This is a genomic window from Paenibacillus sp. P5_B5, from assembly GCF_056400365.1.
In genome coordinates, this window is sequence record NZ_JBFULK010000031.1 from 1 (window position 1) to 18,714 (window position 18,714).

Annotated in this window: 14 protein-coding genes, 1 tRNA gene, 1 rRNA gene and 2 riboswitches; of the genes, 15 read left to right on the plus strand and 1 reads right to left on the minus strand. The window is 39.9% G+C overall.

Features of this window, described 5'->3' with window-relative positions:
* The 12 genes from rrf (at window position 1) to AC1DOK_RS23805 (ending at window position 13,250) form a co-directional block, all read left to right on the plus strand.
* Window positions 1–116 (plus strand): 5S ribosomal RNA (rrf, locus tag AC1DOK_RS23750).
* Window positions 117–1,272: 1,156 nt separating this feature from the next.
* Window positions 1,273–2,730 carry an IMP dehydrogenase gene (gene guaB / locus AC1DOK_RS23755; RefSeq protein ID WP_477556767.1) on the plus strand — a complete coding sequence of 486 codons (1,458 nt, stop codon included), beginning with the start codon at window positions 1,273–1,275 and terminating at the stop codon, window positions 2,728–2,730.
* Between the two features lie 175 nt (window positions 2,731–2,905).
* Window positions 2,906–4,231, plus strand: a complete 1,326-nt coding sequence (locus AC1DOK_RS23760) for a D-alanyl-D-alanine carboxypeptidase family protein (RefSeq protein ID WP_477556768.1) — start codon at window positions 2,906–2,908, stop codon at window positions 4,229–4,231.
* 133 nt (window positions 4,232–4,364) lie between these two features.
* On the plus strand, window positions 4,365–5,249 hold the full coding sequence (pdxS, locus tag AC1DOK_RS23765) for a pyridoxal 5'-phosphate synthase lyase subunit PdxS (RefSeq protein WP_477556780.1): 885 nt from the start codon (window positions 4,365–4,367) through the stop codon (window positions 5,247–5,249).
* A gap of 15 nt (window positions 5,250–5,264) precedes the next feature.
* Entirely contained in the window at window positions 5,265–5,831 is a 567-nt protein-coding gene (gene pdxT / locus AC1DOK_RS23770; protein ID WP_477556769.1) for a pyridoxal 5'-phosphate synthase glutaminase subunit PdxT, read from the plus strand.
* A 79-nt stretch (window positions 5,832–5,910) separates the two neighbouring features.
* Entirely contained in the window at window positions 5,911–7,194 is a 1,284-nt protein-coding gene (serS, locus tag AC1DOK_RS23775; RefSeq protein ID WP_477556770.1) for a serine--tRNA ligase, read from the plus strand.
* Window positions 7,195–7,335: 141 nt separating this feature from the next.
* A tRNA-Ser gene (locus AC1DOK_RS23780) sits at window positions 7,336–7,422 on the plus strand.
* Between the two features lie 511 nt (window positions 7,423–7,933).
* Entirely contained in the window at window positions 7,934–10,561 is a 2,628-nt protein-coding gene (locus tag AC1DOK_RS23785) for an Ig-like domain-containing protein (RefSeq protein ID WP_477556771.1), read from the plus strand.
* A gap of 162 nt (window positions 10,562–10,723) precedes the next feature.
* On the plus strand, window positions 10,724–12,349 hold the full coding sequence (locus AC1DOK_RS23790) for an S-layer homology domain-containing protein (protein ID WP_477556772.1): 1,626 nt from the start codon (window positions 10,724–10,726) through the stop codon (window positions 12,347–12,349).
* A 191-nt stretch (window positions 12,350–12,540) separates the two neighbouring features.
* Window positions 12,541–12,882 (plus strand): hypothetical protein, encoded by a 342-nt coding sequence (locus AC1DOK_RS23795; RefSeq protein WP_477556773.1) that lies wholly within the window; start codon window positions 12,541–12,543, stop codon window positions 12,880–12,882.
* Between the two features lie 11 nt (window positions 12,883–12,893).
* Window positions 12,894–13,049 carry a hypothetical protein gene (locus tag AC1DOK_RS23800; protein ID WP_477556774.1) on the plus strand — a complete coding sequence of 52 codons (156 nt, stop codon included), beginning with the start codon at window positions 12,894–12,896 and terminating at the stop codon, window positions 13,047–13,049.
* Window positions 13,050–13,094: 45 nt separating this feature from the next.
* The gene (locus AC1DOK_RS23805; RefSeq protein ID WP_477556775.1) at window positions 13,095–13,250 is read left to right on the plus strand and encodes a small acid-soluble spore protein P; all 156 of its coding nucleotides are present in this window, start codon (window positions 13,095–13,097) and stop codon (window positions 13,248–13,250) included.
* A 297-nt stretch (window positions 13,251–13,547) separates the two neighbouring features.
* On the opposite strand, the gene AC1DOK_RS23810 is transcribed toward AC1DOK_RS23805, so the two are convergent.
* Window positions 13,548–14,753, minus strand: coding sequence for an HD-GYP domain-containing protein (locus AC1DOK_RS23810; protein ID WP_477556776.1), 1,206 nt, complete (start codon window positions 14,751–14,753; stop codon window positions 13,548–13,550).
* A gap of 198 nt (window positions 14,754–14,951) precedes the next feature.
* On the opposite strand from AC1DOK_RS23810, the gene AC1DOK_RS23815 reads away from it, so the two are divergent.
* From AC1DOK_RS23815 to AC1DOK_RS23825, 3 genes are all read left to right on the plus strand, one after another.
* A complete protein-coding gene (locus tag AC1DOK_RS23815; protein WP_477556777.1) occupies window positions 14,952–15,557 on the plus strand; it encodes an N-acyl amino acid synthase FeeM domain-containing protein in 606 nt (201 codons plus the stop codon).
* On the plus strand, window positions 15,554–16,315 hold the full coding sequence (locus AC1DOK_RS23820; RefSeq protein WP_477556778.1) for a ThiF family adenylyltransferase: 762 nt from the start codon (window positions 15,554–15,556) through the stop codon (window positions 16,313–16,315). Before AC1DOK_RS23815 ends, AC1DOK_RS23820 begins: the two co-directional genes overlap by 4 nt.
* A 217-nt stretch (window positions 16,316–16,532) precedes the next feature.
* Window positions 16,533–16,620: riboswitch (cyclic di-GMP riboswitch) on the plus strand.
* 50 nt (window positions 16,621–16,670) lie between these two features.
* Window positions 16,671–16,758: riboswitch (cyclic di-GMP riboswitch) on the plus strand.
* Window positions 16,759–16,852: 94 nt separating this feature from the next.
* The coding region (locus tag AC1DOK_RS23825; protein ID WP_477556779.1) for an Ig-like domain-containing protein at window positions 16,853–18,714 on the plus strand (1,862 nt) is incomplete at its 3' end.

Here is an 18,714-nt window from a genome sequence, read left to right on the forward strand (position 1 = left end):
TTGGTGACGATGGCGGAAGGGAACCACGCGTACCCATCCCGAACACGACCGTTAAGCCTTCCAGCGCCGATGGTACTTGGACCGAAGGGTCCTGGGAGAGTAGGACGTTGCCAAGCAACTGTAAGCCACTATTCGATTATGAATAGTGGTTTTTTGTTGTTCAGAAACCCCGATTTAAGGGACTATTAGGTTTATCTAAGGCAGTAATTGAACTAAGTATGAATGTAGTTGAACGAATATTGGAAGATTTTCTGCTCAGTGCTTTGTTACATTTTTGCAGTTACCTTCTAGATCTTTACAAGAACCTCCTTTCTTAGAGGTTAATTTCTGGGAGACTTATAGCTAATGAATATTTAGGTATTAGTTTCGAGGTATTGAAAATGAATCGTGATTACTCGTACTTATTCTTTAGTGTATTTTGTTTAGTGAGTTAGATTTCAGATGTATGTTATTTTGAGAATGTGTTGTTACAAATGGTGGAGTCAATTCGAATTCCTAAAGCAGATCGACACTAGTTACTTTTGCTTGCACTTCATACATTCAAAACCTAAATGGAAGTCGATGTTTAGGCATTTGACTGCAAAATGTACAATCTAATCGGAACAGTTGTCACTATTTTGGTGTTTCAAGCTCTTTTGGATGTATGGAGTGCAGTCTAAAGTAAATTATCGAGCTAAAGGATTATTTTGAATGTATGGAATACAGGCAAAGGTTGGTATTTAAGCCAAAGAATCATTTGTCCTAAATAGTAGATAGTGAAATGTAATTTTCGCAGGCTCACAGGCTGCCGAAAAGTGAACTGTCTGAGGGGAGTTGGACTTTTCTGAATAGCTGACCTACAAATAAACCTGCAAAATCCTTAAGCCACTACTCATTGCTAACGATGGATTCTTTTTTACAGCTATGATCACAAAAAAATTAGTAACTTATGTTCTTATGGTATATGTCGCACGTATGACCATATAACGCAAACCGCCTGGATGACTCAGTATAAACGAATATAAGATGCTTTGTATGAGAACCATTATTTAATGAATACTAACACTATTCGTGTTTAAACCTGCTCTAGGCAAGTCAATTCACGTCAAAACAAGTTAATACAAGTCTAAACAAGTGGCAGATTAGAAGCTTGTGTGAACTATGGAGTTACAATCGTGTATGTACTTGACACTCAAAAAGCCCTTTTGATAAGATAGGCACTAATATGTTCGGAAATTACAGGGCAACAAGCCCTGAGACGCTTGAAATAATACTATAAGGGGGAACTATACTGTGTGGGAAAGTAAATTCAACAAAGAGGGCTTAACATTTGATGACGTTTTACTCGTACCTAATAAATCGGAAGTTTTCGGTAAAGAGATAGATATATCCGTTAAACTGGGCCCGAATCTAAAGTTAAATATTCCTTTTATCTCATCCGCTATGGATACAGTAACTGAATCGAAGTTAGCGATAGGGATTGCACGTGAGGGTGGAATTGGAATTATCCATAAAAATATGTCGATCGCACAACAAGCTGAAGAGGTAGATCGGGTTAAGCGATCGGAAAGTGGCGTTATTACGAATCCATTTTCTCTAACACCTGATCATCAAGTTTATGATGCTGAAGCACTAATGTCCAAGTACCGGATTTCAGGTGTTCCCATTGTAAATAAGGAAAATCAATTAGTTGGTATTTTAACAAACCGTGACTTAAGATTCATTCATGAGTTCTCCACACCTATTAAAGATGTAATGACACATGAGAATTTAATTACAGCTCCAGTAGGTACAACTCTTCAAGAAGCAGAAGTTATTCTTCAGAAATATAAAATTGAGAAGCTTCCACTTGTAGACGAGGCAAATCAGTTAAAAGGTCTTATTACGATTAAAGATATTGAGAAGGCGATTCAATATCCGAATGCCGCTAAAGATCAATTTGGACGTCTAGTGGTTGGTGCAGCAGTTGGTGTATCCAAAGATGTAATGGAGCGCACACAAGCATTAGTTGAAGCAGGAATTGATGTTGTTGTTATCGATTCATCACATGGCCAACATATTAACATTCTAAATACAGTGAAACAAATTCGTGAGGCTTATCCTGATCTTGTAATCATTGCTGGTAATGTGGCAACTGGTGAAGGTACACGTGACCTAATCAAGGCTGGAGCTTCTATCGTTAAAGTCGGAATTGGCCCTGGGTCAATTTGTACAACCCGTATTATTGCAGGTGTTGGTGTACCTCAGATTACTGCAATTTATGACTGTGCTACAGTTGCTCGTGAATATAATGTTCCAATTATTGCAGACGGCGGTATTAAGTACTCAGGAGATATCACGAAAGCAATTGCAGCTGGTGCAAGTGCAGTAATGCTAGGTAGCATGTTCGCAGGTACTGAGGAGAGTCCAGGGGAATCAGAAATTTTCCAAGGACGTCGATATAAAGTGTATCGTGGTATGGGCTCCATTGGTGCAATGAAAGCTGGATCTAAGGACCGTTACTTCCAAGAAGGCGAGACGAAGCTTGTACCAGAGGGAATTGAAGGCCGTGTAGCTTATAAAGGTACAGTTGCTGAAATCATTTTCCAACTAATCGGTGGTCTTCGCTCAGGTATGGGTCTATGTGGTACACGTAATTTACAAGAGTTGATGAATGAGGCTCAATTCATTCGGATTACGGGTGCTGGTTTAAGAGAAAGTCATCCGCATGATGTACAGATTACGAAGGAAGCACCTAACTACTCGCTATAGTCGAGTAATGCTATTGAAGCAAGAAAGCAGGGGCTAGTGATAGCCTTTGTTTTCTTTTTTTGTATGTCACAGTATGTTAAAATAGGTGTTATTGCAACAAGTAGAGACGGTTGTAGCTAGATAGGGTAGTCCTACAGTCTCACAAGTTATATACAAATATGAGGAGAGTGATGAAGTGGTTTTGTTGAATAGGTGGAAGAAGAAAGTAGCATGGGTGTTGATGATTGGGATATTACAAATGGCCTTTTTTAATATAAATATGTCATCTGTTCAAGCAGAAACGACTGGTGGTCCTACACTGGAAACGGCTAAGTCAGCTATTCTAATTGAAGCTACGACTGGTAAGGTGTTATTTGAGTTCAATGCGGATGAAGCACGTGAACCAGCGTCAATGACGAAGATGATGACAGAATATCTGGTGTTGGATGCAATCAAGAGTGGTAAGTTTACTTGGGATCAAGAAATTACGACTACTAAATATGCAGCGCATGTACCTGGGTCTGGTCAATTAGTTGCTGAGGGTGAGAAGCTTCCTTTAAAAGATATGTTCGCTCTCATGTCTATTTACTCTGGTAATGATGGTACGATCTCTTTGGCGGAAGCAGTTGGAGGAAATGAAGAGAATTTTGCTAACATGATGAATGCTAAAGCAAAAGAACTTGGTATGTCAGACAAAACTCACTTCATGAATTCAACAGGACTAAATCGTGTAGATTTAGGCGAATTTGCTCCTAAGTCATTACAGGGTGAGAATCAGATGACAGCACGCGATACAGCAACGTTGGCTCGTAGATTGTTATTAGATCATCCTGAGATATTAGATTTTGCAAGTGTAACTTCCCGTAAGCTACGTGAGACTGATACGACTGAAATGCTTAATTTTAACTATATGTTAGAAGGCTTTAAAGACAGAAGTTCTTTGAAACAGTTTGCTTATCAAGGTATGGATGGACTCAAAACAGGTTATACAACAGCTGCTGGCTATTGTTTCACAGGTACTGCTGAACGTAATGGCATGCGTCTAATCTCAGTTGTAATGGGTACAGATACTTCAGGTAAGGTACCGGGTAAAAATCAACGTTTTGTTGAAACAGCCAAGCTGATGGATTATGGATTTAATAATTTTGAATTCAAGAAGTTAGTTGATGCTAAAGCGGAAGTTGAATCCCTAAAAACGGTTGATTTGAAAAAAGGTGTTGAGCTTCAAGTTCCAGTTGTAACGAAAAATGGACTTGATTTCATTGTACAGAAGGGTGAAAAACCTACTTTAGAAGTTAAAGCAGAAGCAATTGCTGCAGAGAAGCGTATTGCTCCAATTAAACGTGGCGATACGTTAGGTACTGCTACTTACACTTATAAGAGTGCTTCAGGTGACATTTCACAAACTGTTGATTTGGTAGCGGCGGAAGATGTGGAGAAGGCAAGCTGGTGGAGAATGATTTTCCGCGGTATTAAAGAATTCTTCGTAGGTTTGTTTGATAGTATTGTTAACCTGTTCTAATACGGGCCTATCCGGACCTCCACATCTTACAAATGGGTTGTATAACCACTAAGCATCCTGTAAAATGAACGATTAGAAGTTCCAATATACGGATTCTGAATATATGAGATCAGTAGATGAAGGGGAGGATAATATAATGGAAACTGGTACAACACGTGTAAAAAGAGGTATGGCTGAAATGCAAAAAGGTGGCGTCATCATGGACGTCATGAATGCTGAGCAGGCAAAAATCGCTGAAGCAGCAGGTGCAGTTGCAGTAATGGCACTTGAGAGAGTACCGTCTGATATTCGCGCAGCTGGTGGCGTTGCACGTATGTGTGATCCAGTTATCATGGAAGAAGTTATGAAAGTTGTATCCATTCCTGTTATGGCGAAAGCAAGAATCGGGCATTATGTGGAGGCAAAAGTACTTGAGTCCATGGGTGTTGATTACATCGATGAGAGCGAAGTATTGACTCCTGCTGATGAAGTGTTCCACATTGACAAGAATTCTTTTACCGTTCCATTCGTATGTGGTGCACGTGATCTTGGAGAAGCGCTTCGTCGTATTGGTGAAGGTGCATCCATGATTCGTACCAAAGGCGAGCCAGGAACAGGTAACATTGTAGAAGCTGTTCGTCATATGCGTCAAATGGTATCTCAGATCCGTAAAGTCCAAGCGATGAGCAAGGATGAATTAATGGCTGAAGCTAAGAACTTAGGCGCACCATATGAATTATTACTTGAAGTACATCAAACTGGTAAATTGCCAGTCGTAAACTTTGCAGCGGGCGGGGTAGCAACTCCATCTGACGCAGCTCTTATGATGCATTTAGGCTCTGATGGTGTATTTGTAGGATCTGGTATTTTCAAATCCGATAATCCTGAGAAATTCGCTAGAGCAATTGTACAGGCAACAACACACTATACGGATTATAAGTTGATCACTGAAGTATCGAAGAACCTTGGTGCACCGATGAAGGGTATTGAAATCTCCAAACTTGCTGCATCTGAGCGTATGCAAGAGCGTGGCTGGTAAGGCAGGTTCTGGGCGATGAAGATAGGGGTACTTGCGTTACAAGGTGCTGTTGCGGAGCATATTCGCTTAATCGAGGTAGCAGGCGCTGAAGGCGTTGCTGTGAAGAAGACGGAGCAACTGGATGAACTAAGCGGAATTATTCTGCCTGGTGGAGAAAGTACAGCCATTGGCAAGTTAATGCGTTTATACGGTTTTATCGAAGGGCTCCAGTCATTCGCGGCTGCAGGTAAACCGATTTTTGGTACCTGTGCAGGCATGATTCTACTTGCTCATGAGATTTCAAGTGGTGAAGAACCGCATCTTGGATTAATGAATATGAAAGTAGCACGTAATGCGTTCGGTAGGCAGCGTGAGAGCTTTGAGACAAGTTTATCCATTAAAGGGATAGAGGAGAAAGTCCAAGCTGTATTTATCCGAGCGCCATTAATTGAATCGATTGGTTCAGGAGTAGATGTTCTAGCGACGCATGATGGACAGATTGTTGCTGCTCGCGAAGGTAACTTATTAGCGGCATCATTCCATCCTGAGTTGACCGATGATTATCGGATGCATCGCTATTTCTTGGATATGGCAAAGCAATAAAAGGTTTGAGGTTTGATATACTCTATATAATGATGGTACTAGACAAAATTAGTTGACTAAGTTTAGGAGGAGAATCTCCTTGTTTGATGTAAAAATATTAAGAAGTAATCTTGAAGCTGTAAAGGTTGCGATGAGTAATCGCGGCAAGACATACCCCGAAATTGAGTTGTTTGCAGAATTAGATGTTAAGCGTAGGGAGTTATTACAAGAGACTGAATCTCTTAAGAATCGCCGGAATATGGTGTCACAGGAAGTTGCACAACGCAAACGTGCTGGAGAGAATGCTGATGAACTAATTGCCGAAATGAAGGGCGTTGGTGATCGCATTAAGGAACTTGATGACGAGATCCGTGTAGTTGAAGATAAGCTACAAATGATTCTACTCTCGATTCCAAATATTCCACATGAAAGCGTGCCTGTTGGTTCATCTGAAGACGACAATGTTGAGATCAGGCGTGATGGAGAGACTCCTGAATTTAGCTTCGAACCTAAGCCACACTGGGAAATTGCCCAAGAGCTTGGCATTCTTGATTTCGAAGCCGCAGCGAAGGTAACAGGATCTCGCTTTGTATTCTATAAGGGGTTAGGTGCGCGTCTAGAACGGGCTCTAATGAACTTTATGATGGATTTACACAGTGGTGAGCATGGGTATGAGGAAATCTTACCACCTTACCTTGTGAACCGTGATTCGCTTACTGGAACTGGGCAGTTACCGAAGTTTGAAGAAGATGTATTCAAAATAGAAGGTGACTCGGACTATTACATGATACCGACAGCCGAGGTTCCGGTGACGAACTACTACCGTGACGATATTCTAACTGCGGCTCAGCTGCCAGTGAACTTCGTAGCGTTCAGCGCATGCTTCCGCTCTGAAGCCGGTTCAGCAGGCCGCGATACACGTGGTCTAATTCGTCAACATCAGTTTAACAAAGTTGAGCTGGTGAAGCTTGTTAAGCCAGAGGATTCATACGCAGAGCTTGAGAAGCTTACAGACAACGCAGAGACTGTGCTGCGTAAGCTAGGTCTACCATACCGTGTTATGTCGCTGTGTACGGCTGATCTGGGCTTTACATCGGCTAAAACGTATGACCTAGAGGTATGGTTGCCAAGTCAAGGCTGTTATCGTGAGATTTCCTCATGTTCCAACTTTGAGGACTTCCAAGCTCGTCGTGCAAGTATTCGTTTCCGTCCGGATGCGAAAGCTAAACCAGAGTTTGTACACACGTTGAACGGTTCTGGTCTTGCAGTAGGACGTACAGTTGCGGCAATTATTGAGAACTATCAGCAAGCTGATGGCGCGATTGTTATTCCGGATGTACTCGTACCTTACATGGGCGGCGTGAAAGTGATTGCTAAACGCTAGTCAATATTGGGCCTAATAATGACTGGTAAAAATTAACGTTATTTTTTATTGAATGAGTGTTGTCATTGTACGTAGTTATGTGCTATACTCATTTTTGTCACTGCACGAGGACAACGCTTAGTTAGTCTTCGTGCCTACCTTGGAGAGGTGGTCGAGTGGTTTAAGGCAGCGGTCTTGAAAACCGCCGTACCTGTGAGGGTACCGTGGGTTCGAATCCCACCCTCTCTGTACTGTAAGATGAAGAAAGCGATCCAATAGGATCGCTTTCTTTTGTTGTATCGAGGAACTTTTATTGTATATCTTAAGTCGTCTGTCATAAATTCTATAACGAAGGGTTGAGCCGGGGGATTGATTTTATTCAATAAATTTTTAGTGATCCTGAGTTCATTTACATCTATTTATTTGATTGAACAGAACGATCTGAAGGAGTTAGCTAGTCAGGTTATGTTCAAATACATTAGTCATTCTAGAAATGGTATGAATCATATTAGACAGGTTTTGGTTTATTAGGGCAGATCTCGATTATGAGGCCTGTCCTATTTTTTTATAGAATGAAGTAACATTTCGTCGAAATGTATCGTTATAAGAAGTGGTAACTATTTGTATATTCGTTCAATTCACATCATTACGGCTAACTCTAAAGTTATGAGGTGAGACAACCGATATAAGAGGGGTGAGACTTTTTCGGGAAAAAACGACAATATCATATATTAAAATCAATGCAGTATGGAGGGTAATAATGAAGAAGTTTATATCCGTTTTTCTTTGTATGGTAGTTTTATTATCTAGTGGCTTTGGAACAATAGGCAGCGCAGCGGCTGCAGAGGAAATTTCTCAATTAGTGCTTTCTCAGAATGAGGTTACGGTCGAGACCGGTGATTATCAGAATCTTACAGCAACGGCTATCTATGTAAGTGGTAAGACTGAGGATGTAACAATCAAAACAACTTGGTCTAGTGCTGATGCCGAAATAGCCACTGTCTATGCTGGGACGATTAGAGGTAAGAAGGAAGGCAAGGTTACGGTAGTTGCTAACTACCTAGGTAAATCAGTTAACGTAAGCGTAGATGTTCTTAAGAAGGTTAAGATATTAACTACGGATAAACAGAATATTAATATCCGAACAGGTGTAGATAATGGAGTTCAGGTAACCCTAACAGCTTCCTATGAGGAAGGTACACCAGTTGTTGTAACAGATAAGGCACAATGGACGGTAGATAATCAAGCTATCGCAACTGTTTTAAATGGTAAAATTACTGGTCAAAGCTCAGGCACAGCAGTTGTAACAGCTAAGTATGGTAAACAAACCGTTACAATTCCTGTAAATGTGGAAATCGTAAGAAGACTCGACCCATCTAAATCTAAAATCTCACTTCTCCTTCAAGATAAAAAAGATTCAGAAACCATTGAGTTAAATGCAACTTTTCAAGATAATAAAATCGAGGATGTAGCTAAGAAAGCTGAATGGTCCTCAGATAATGAAGCAGTGGCTGATGCGATTAATGGTGTCATCAAAGCATATAGCGCTGGTGAAGCAACAATAACTGCGAAATATGGAACCAAAACAGCGACTATTAAAGTCGATGTAGATACCACAATGAAGATCGAATTAGATCAACAGAATGTTTTCATGTTAATTAAAGATGATCCTAAGAAGCTTAAACTGACAGCTTTTTATGAAAGTAGTTCAGAAATCATTACGGAGAAAGCAGAATGGTCATCAAGCGATAAAGCAATTGCCTCTGTTTCTAAAGGAACGGTAGTTGCTTATAAACCTGGTGAAGTAACCATTACAGCTACATATGGGGATAAATCCGTAAGTGCAACGATTGATGTTGAAGTGCCGAGACGATTAGAGGCAGAAGAAGATTATATATCGGTTAGTGTGAAGGATACGACAGAAAAGCTACTTAAAGTTACTGCATTTTATGCAAACAGCACAAAACAAGTTGTAACGGATAAAGCCGAATGGTCATCAAGTGATGATTCAATTGCTACTGTATACCAAGGAAAGCTCAAGGCTCACAAAGCTGGTGAGGTAACTGTTACAGCTAACTATGCGGGCAAATCAGTTGCGATTCGTGTTGATGTTGATATTCCAAGAAAAATAACTGCAACCGTGACATCAGTAGATCTTCAAATCGGTGGTACGGAGCAACTAATATTAAAAGCAATTTATGGCGAAGGTAGTAATACACGTGAAGAAACTATTACGGATCAAGCTGAGTGGTCTTCAAGCGCAGCAACAGTGGCAGAGGTACGTAAAGGTAATATTACTGGTGTTGCAACAGGTGCTGCTACGATTACAGCTAAGTTTGGTACTCGTACAACTACGATTCCTGTATCCGTTGGTGTGGTCAAAAGTTTAACAGTAAGTAAAGATAGTATTAGTAATGCTGCAGTTGATAAGTTAATTATGAAAAAAAATGATACTGTAAATCTAAAGGTGAATGTTGAGTATACAGATAAAACAACGAAGGATGTAACTGATCTTGCTACATGGACACCTGCAGAATCAAAGGTTGCACAAGTAGATTCAGAAGGTAAGGTAAAGGCTGTAGGTTCAGGTAAAGCGGAAATTACAGTTTCGTTCGGTAATAAAACGGTTAAGATTCCTGTTGAAGTGGACACGACTGAATCGTTAACAGCAAGTGATCGAGTTGTCTTCATGGAAATTAATCAGGTTAAGAAGATTAGTCTAAATGATAGTGCATATATAACAGAGCAAGCAGAGTGGACCTCGAGTTCATCAAGTGTTGTTGATGTATCCAAAGGGACACTTACTGCACTTAAGAGTGGTAAGTCAACCATCACTGCAAAGTACGGTGGTAAGTCTGTCACTATTTCAGTAGAAGTTGAGATTCTAGAAAAGCTTGAAGCTAATGTACGTTTCCTTAAACTTAAATCAGGCGAGCAAGTGAATGTGGAGTTAACAGCTACTTTCTCTGGCGGTAGAGTAGATAAGCTAGTTGCGAAGGATGCTGAATGGAAAGCATCTTCCTATAAGATTGCTGATGTTGACAAAGGCGCTGTATCGGGAATTGGGTATGGCAAAACAACCGTTACTGCAAAGTACGGTAGTAAGAGTATTTCAATACCTGTTGAAGTAGATCAACTTAAATATCTCAAAACGGATCATGTTAAGCTAGAAATGAAGGTTGGAGAGTCGCAACAAGTCTATGCAACGGCTACTTACTTGGATAATAGTTTTACGGATGTTTCCACTCCTGCTCTTTGGACAACTTCCAAGCTATTAGTAGCAGATGTGAAAGATGGCAAAATCAAAGCTCATGGAGTAGGTAGAGCAACGATCACAGTTAAATACGCTGGGAAGACTACGCAAGTTATCGTAGTCGTTACTAAATAGTTGCAACTATTTTATTGAATCAACTCAAAAGCCACCCTTGGGTGGCTTTTTCTATGAATCAGAAAGTATAAGCGTTTCACCTAGAACTAGTGATAGAAATATACCCTATCAAACACAAGTTTGGTATAATTTGATAGATTCGGTATTTAAGGAGGAATGAACATGTTCAAGAAGATATCAGTACTCGCTATTACGATGATGCTCTGTACAGGTATAGGGAGTGTGTTTGCGTATAGTGGACAAATGCAGCCTTATTCGGATGTGAAGGATGATTGGGCAACGAATAGTATTTATAAGCTTTCGGCTCTAGGTGTGATTTCAGGTAATGGGGATGGGACGTTTAAAGGGAATGGTGCTCTTACAAGAGAAGCTTTCGTCAAAATGCTAATGGCTTCTATACCTACTGATTCACAAAGCCTCAAAGATATGAATCTACAAGATATGGCCGATCCTTCTCGCTGGTCATATGCCTATATCAAACGTGCATATAATGATGGATTAATAGATTTTATGATTGAGAAAGATCAATTTCATCCTAGCAACGAGATTACTAGAGAGGAAGTAGCTGTTCTTACAGGTCGATTACTGCTTCAATCTATGACAGATCAAGAGCGTAAGCAATGGACTGATGCTGGGTGGAAGGCTGAGCAGGATAAACGGAAGTTTGTCGATGCTAGTAGCATCCATTCAAGCTATCAAGAGTTTCTTTACTATACATCTTCATTAGGTATTATGATTGGTGATGCAACAGGCGAGTTTCGCCCTAAAGCATCTTTAACACGCAAAGAAGCAGCGGCAATTATTGAACGCGTCATTAATGAACGAATTACATATGTGCAGTTATCAGGCATAGGTTACTATGCGATTGAATCGTTTAAACAAGTGGATCAAATGAGTCTATTAAATGATGTGAAGTTTGGCTGGTCGGAGTTGTCCTATACAGCTAATGGTCAAGCATCCTTGAACATGAAAACAGGAGAATACGCTGTTCCAAGCGGATGGGAATCGGCTATTCAGATTGCGGATCAGAATAAGGTCCGTAAAGAGTTGAATATTTTTGCGAATAATAAGGATGGTCAATTAAGTAAGTTTCTCCTCGATGCACCTGCACAAGCAGCTTTTATTAAGTCAACTAAAGATGCACTGACGAAGAATCCTTATGGGTTTACAGGTGTTTCAGTTGATTTCGAGGGATTAATGCAACAATCGGAGCAAGCGGCTTATACAGCCTTCTTGCAAGCTCTAAAGCAGAATCTTAATGGGCTGACGATGTCAGTAGCAGTTCCGCCAACGGATTGGTACAAAGGTTACGATCTAAAGGCAATTGGTTCAATAGCTGATCAGGTTATTGTAATGGCTTATGATTACACGCATATGGAAAGTAAGCTGCCTTCGGCTCCATTGCCACTGGTGAATGAAGCTATCCAGACTGCACTTAAGAGTATACCCAAAGAAAAGCTGGTACTCGGAATTTCTAAGCAAGCCAATCAGTGGATTACGCGTTCTGATGGAACAGTGGTATCTGAGCAGCCTGCAATTAAGCTAGTTGAGGAGCGGGCGAAGATGCCAGGTAGTAAGGTGGAATTCGTAGCACCTTCGTTCTTGAATAAAATCACATTCCAAGATGATCGTGGTAGTCATGAAATCTGGTATGAGAATGGGCAAAGTATTGAACAAAAGATATGGCTTGCTAAGTTCTATGGTTTACAGGGTGTTTCATTATGGTACATGGGAAATTATACTGCTGCAGATTACGAAGTAATTAAGCAACATACGAATAAGCGGTAGTTGCTAGTATATGGATGTAGCATCACGAAGGCTTTTGTTGATGAGATAGCAAGTTAACCGACTATAAAGTAACGAATGAACGTAATCTTAATTACCGCGGCCACTCCAAGGAGTGGCTTTTTTTGTTACCTTGAGGCGTGGATAGCAAAGGTGTAGCTAGTACATTTTATAGGATGTGGAGGTGTAGAGATATGGACAAACCCGCAGTAACAGGAAAGCAGCTTGCAGATGAATGGGCAAGAGTGCTTCCTGCACGTATGCCATCGTCAGATAGTGCTAAAATATGGCCCGATGAGGCGAATGATCAAGCAGTGCGAATTCATATTACAAATGCCGGTCGCAGCTCGTATACGTTCGATTTTGCATGCACGTATCTGGATTCTCGTGAGGTAAAGGTTGATCTTGTGGATGTGGAGAAGGACGATGTTCACATTGATGAAACTCAGGATCAAGTACAAGGATTGATTAGCGATTATGTTCGTCATATTCATGAGTGTGCCCAAGCTTTGCATGATGTGACACATCACGGTTAGGGGGAATCTATATGGCAAAAGGCAAATGTGGTTTGAGCAGCGATAAAAACTTGAAGAATGTATCCAAAGAATTGGATCATCCTGATCTTGGTTCCCATGCTAATCAGCAGCGGCAGCAGCAGACGAATGATCGTCGTCATCAAGATGCGTTGAATCATGAAGGGTAGAAAGTAAAAGGATAGAAGGTACTGATTCGGAAAGGATCTGATCACATGTCCAAACCAAAAACAGTCCCCACTAATGTATCACCCAAAGGGGAAGAAATTAATGCTCATGAAGGTAATAAAGGTATCCCAGAGCCCTTATCAGGCTCCCATAAGGTAAAGAACCGTAATCATTCCCGTAATAATCACGGCGAGGGCTTCTAAGCGCTTGAGGGAAAAATAAAATAAAATAATTGTGTAATTTGTTGAATAAGATCATTTTGTAGGGAGATACTATTACTGTCGATGACAAGAGAGGTGTGGTTCCGTTGAACAACGTGAGCAATAACCTGATGCAACTTTCGTAGCTTGTCTATTCGAACTGGAGGGATGTGCTAAAGACACGTTAGTGTAATTGGACACTTGAGTACCAGTAAACGAAAAACAAGAGAGTTGAAAGCAGCTAAAAAAATCGATTAACATCGACGCAAAAAGAGCCCTTAGGGGCTCTTCTTGTTTTTGTTAAAATAACTCCGTGATTTTATTGAATTCCTTCACTTCATCATTCATTTCTTTGAATATTTGATTCCATCTGGGTTTAATGATCGATAATTTATTGATTAAATTAGGATCAAAGTGTGTACCACTGCCTTTATATAAAATATCATACGCTTGATCTACCGTCATCGCTTTGCGATAAGCCCGATTCGATGTCAAGGCATCAAACACGTCAGCAATGGCTAAGATTCGAGCTTCAAGGGGAATCTGATCTCCTTTAATTCCGCTCGGATAACCACTTCCATCCCATTTTTCATGATGATACAGCACACCTGGTTTCAAGGTTTCAAGAATCGATATTTTCTCAACCATTCGGCTACCAACAACGGGATGTGTTTTGATCAACTCATACTCATCAACCGTTAATGGACCCTCCTTGGCCAATATATGCTCTGGGATGTTAATCTTGCCGATATCATGCAATAGCCCAGCTAGCCGTAACCTCTTTATTTGCTTTTCATTTTGATAAACCGCTAATGTACTGGCTAATTCTATTGCATATTTACTTACGCGCTCACTATGCCCAAAAGTATATAAATCCTTTGCCTCAACTGCAATAATAAACGATTTTACAACCTGTTCGACCGATACTTCTGCCGACTCCATAATTGTGTTCACCTGTGTATCGTAAAGCTTGTTTACTTTCCTTAATATAAGGTGACTGAACGTACCTATGATAATGTAAAGCAGCACACGGTTAGCTATGTCAATCTCATCGAACACATTCGTAACAAGCGGGTAAAAGGCTCCTAGAAAAGTCATAAAGACCAAACCAATTGAAGAATAGGTCAGCAGTACGGGCATGTCCCCATAGAAGGCGGCAATGAGTGGAATCAGTAGGAAGAAACTCCAAGCCTCTCGATAACCAGAACCGAAATATAGACAGCATACGACAATTATGACAAAGGATAGAACGATGTGCTGCAATATATAAGAGGAAGGTGAGAATAGCTTTTTACTGGCTACTAAACAGAACCAAATAACAAAACAAATAACAAGTAAATAGAGTGATGCGCGCGAATATGGAAGGTGAAACAGAAGGAATACCGAGTTCCATAAAACGCTTATAAATAAGTAGATAAAGGAAATTTTTAATATATTTACGTTAACCTGATCACGATGAGTTCTGTAATAGGTACCTAGTAAAATCTTTTTGTCGGGAATTAGCATAACCTACTTCCTCTCAAATACAATTCTCAATTATGAACATTACATGTCAATTGTACCATTATTATGTCTATTCAACTATAGACTAGATACCTATCCTAAAAATATTTTAAAGAAAAATTTAATATCTATCTTTTTTCTGAAAGTATGTCTATGATAGAAAAGGTAAAATATTCTAAATTCATAAGGAGCGTACAATTTATGAAGGACTCTACTAACTATCATTTCGGTATAGCTCAGGGCGTGTCCCGTGAGAAGGCTATAAGCTTACATCATCAGAGATACGAAGAAGTCGGATTTTTTAGAAACGACGAAGAGGATCCATACGAGAAATCATCCAAGTATTTTATGGCGCAGACCTATGATAATACAGTTGTAGGAGTCACGAGATTAATTTATTCCCAATTCGATGAACTACCTACTATTAAACATTTTGAGATTTATGATATTAATAAAGCCAAGCTAAATCAACTGGAACCAAATCGAGTAGCCGAAATCAGTGCTTTTACAAAAATGCCTGCACATGATGTGGGAATCGGTCTTATTAAAACTGTACTGCAATATTCGCTGCAAACAGGCCTAACTTATTGGGTTTGTTGCATCGATCAACGTGTATATAACTATATGCACCGTATGTTCAAGTTCCCTTTCCAAGTAATCGGTGAACCTAAGGTATATCTCGGCTCGACTACCATTCCGTGTGCTTTGAATTTAACGGAGTGTCTATCCAATTTGAAAGAGCGCCGTTCTACCTTGTATGAATATTTTGTTGAAGGCGAAAAAGAACAGTTAAAGGTGATCTTATGATTAAAGAACAGTTCAGTCGTAATTTAGGTGTGATGTCCGAGTCGGAAGTTGAACAATTACAAAATACAACAATTGCAATTGCGGGATGTGGTTGTATTGGTGGCTTTGCTGCAGAACTACTCACTCGTATGGGGATTGGCAAACTAGTACTAGCAGATTTAGATGAATTCGATGTGTCGAATATTAATAGACAGTGTGCAGCGACTCACTTAACAGTAGGTCAACCGAAGGTAGAAGCCCTACGGAACCACTTGCTTACAATCAATCCTGATCTTGAGACCGTTATTTTCACAGAAGGTGTAAATAGCCGTAATGCAGCAGCATTCGTAGAAGAAGCTGATTATGTCATTGATGCAATCGATTATTTTGCATTTCCAGACTCTCTCGCCTTACATCAAGCAGGTAGAGCGAAGAATTTGTATATTACAACTGCAGTCGCACTTGGATTTGGGACATCGGTACTTACCTTTGCTCCGGATGGTCAAAGTCTTGAGAAATATTTAGGAATTACAGAAGGAATTAAGTCTGAAGAGCTGCAAGAAATGGTGTTTCCAGCGGCATCCTATAGTCAACAGCTTCCTAGCTATGCAACGCCAGATAAAATTGCGAAGTGGATCGGGGATAGAACCATTCCGACAATTAGTGTAGGACAAGCCTTAGGGCCCGGCGTGCTTGTATCACAGATGATTCTACACCTTCTTGGAAGAAAGAATCCACCGATTGTACCGGAAAGCTTCCAGATGCAGTTTGAAAGTTAAAGTATGTATGGTGTACATATTTTGCGTATGTGAAGCGGGATTTTATTTGTAAAAGGGGGATATTGCTGGAGATTTGGTTGGAGTATTAATTGGAATTATGGATATAAAAAGGAGAATATATAATAAAAATAAGAAATATAAAATAATTTAGTATAATTTGGTTGACAAACTACCCCTTTAAGAAATATAGTAATCATTGTAATAATATGGGAAGTAAAAAAGAATACGGCACACTAATCGAAAGGTTAGGTCGCAAAGCCTTGGAGTCTACTAGTCGCAAGACTAACGATAGTCCGGTTGCATTGATTTCGTAAAATGCAATGGGGCTTTTTTTAATTGTAAGTGAAATTCCGACAACTACATACGGCACACTAATCGAAAGGTTAGGTCGCAAAACTTTGGAGTCTACTAGTCGCAAGACTAATGATAGTCCGGTTGCATTGAAATCACAATGTAGCCGGGCTTTTTTATTTTGGCTAACGCTACTGGTAAGGATAGGCATTATAAATTATTAAATTGAAGAGGTGTATGTAAACAATGAAACAACAGTTAAAACGAGTGGTTACGTGGCTATGTGTTCTAGCGATGGCAATTGGTTTAATGCCTGGGTCTTTAACGCAAGCATCAGCAGATCCAAGTGGAGAACTTGTTTGGCCTAATCCGGGTGCGATTAACCTAACTAAGACAGCTAGTACTACAGCTGTTCAGGGCGAGTGGGAAGTTACTTTGAAAGTTGAAGGTAAGAATCTGGCTACTAGATCTGATGTGGTTCTTGTAATTGATAGGTCGGGGAGTATGAAGAACGACGAGAATGGCAAAGGAAGATTAGCCGATGCTAAAAAGGCGGGCAAGACCTTTGTTGATAAAGTGTTAACTACAAATTCAAAATCTAAAATAGCTGTTGTAGCTTTTGACTACTACGCTCAAGATATATCTGGCTTGGAAGGCGTTTCGGGTAAAGAAGCCCTTAAAACAATAATTGATGGTATAAAGGCAGATGGCGGTACGAACATTCAAGATGGTCTTCGTCATGCCAGGGAATTATTAAAGGATAGTACTGCTGATAATAAAGTAGTCGTACTTCTAAGCGATGGGGAGCCAACTTATAGTTATAAAGCTAATAAAGCAGCAGAATATAGTTCATGGGTAAAGTGGAAAGATGGAAGTAAACATGATTTTATACTTTCAGAGTTTGATTATAATAATAGAATTGGTAATGGTAATGCATCGGGTGGTTACAGTTTAGATTGGGATGATGAGTACAGCCTTTTAAAGAAAAAAGGAAATCGGCCATGGCAAGATACCTACTATAATATAGAAGATAATGGTATAGGTACTATATCCGAAGCTAAAAATGTAATGGATAAAGGAATTCAGATATATGCAATTGGTCTAGATGTTGGGAAAAACAAGAATGCAAATTACGTTCTGAACAATAGTCAAAATAAAGGTTACTTTGAATCTACTAGTGCAGAGCTAGAGAAAGTATACACACAAGTCGCCAGTAAAGTTACCTATGCCGCAGCAGATGCAGTTGTTACAGATCCAATGGGAGAAATGTTTAATCTTATTACAGGAGCTTCATTTGACTCATCAGACTATACAATTTCTCAAGGCACAATAACCTGGGATGAGAGCAGTGAGACTTTCAAGTGGACAGTGGGGAATATTGTTGAAGGAGCTCCTGCTACACTTACTTATAAAGTGAAACTGGATCCGGCTAAGAACCCTAAATCAAATATGTTATATCCAACAAATGGACTAACCACAATTGATTATAAAGATGCGACTGGAACAACTAAGAAAAAGAATTTCGAAGTACCAAAAGTTAGTTTGGATAAAGGTTCTATTCTTGTTAAAGGTTACAAGGTAAACTCGAATGGACAACCAATAAATGATAAGGACATTGTCGTAGAGAGTCATGATAAGGCAGAGCGATTATATGACGATGAATTCCAGGTTAATGGAAACCCAGCACTCGATATTCAGAGTTATCAAATAGTACCTAAGTCGTATCCTAATCACGTTCTTAAAGTGGGTACTAATCCAACAAATGTCACCCTAACTGCATCTAACCCTTCGCAAATTGTTTGGTTGGGGTATACTGAAAAAGTAAATAAAGTGCCAACAATACCAAATTATGATGTAACAACACCGGAAAATACACCAGTGTCAGGTAACGTGGTGGGAACAGATCCAGATGGAGATACGTTAACGTATRCCGAAGGAACTGCGCCAACAAATGGAACTGTGGTTGTAAAACCAGACGGTAGTTGGACRTATACACCAAACAAAGATTATGTAGGTAATGATAGCTTTACGGTAAATGTAAGTGATGGCAACGGTGGAACAGCAACATCCACAGTCGCGATTATCGTGACAAAAGTRAATAAAGTGCC

Coding starts and splice junctions, on each gene's coding strand:
- pdxT (WP_477556769.1), top strand. CDS start 5,265: ATGAAGATAGGGGTACTTGCGTTACAAGGTGCTGTTGCGGAGCATATT.
- AC1DOK_RS23790 (WP_477556772.1), top strand. CDS start 10,724: ATGTTCAAGAAGATATCAGTACTCGCTATTACGATGATGCTCTGTACA.
- AC1DOK_RS23810 (WP_477556776.1), bottom strand. CDS start 14,753: ATGCTAATTCCCGACAAAAAGATTTTACTAGGTACCTATTACAGAACT.
- AC1DOK_RS23815 (WP_477556777.1), top strand. CDS start 14,952: ATGAAGGACTCTACTAACTATCATTTCGGTATAGCTCAGGGCGTGTCC.
- AC1DOK_RS23800 (WP_477556774.1), top strand. CDS start 12,894: ATGGCAAAAGGCAAATGTGGTTTGAGCAGCGATAAAAACTTGAAGAAT.
- AC1DOK_RS23795 (WP_477556773.1), top strand. CDS start 12,541: ATGGACAAACCCGCAGTAACAGGAAAGCAGCTTGCAGATGAATGGGCA.
- AC1DOK_RS23820 (WP_477556778.1), top strand. CDS start 15,554: ATGATTAAAGAACAGTTCAGTCGTAATTTAGGTGTGATGTCCGAGTCG.
- AC1DOK_RS23805 (WP_477556775.1), top strand. CDS start 13,095: ATGTCCAAACCAAAAACAGTCCCCACTAATGTATCACCCAAAGGGGAA.
- AC1DOK_RS23785 (WP_477556771.1), top strand. CDS start 7,934: ATGAAGAAGTTTATATCCGTTTTTCTTTGTATGGTAGTTTTATTATCT.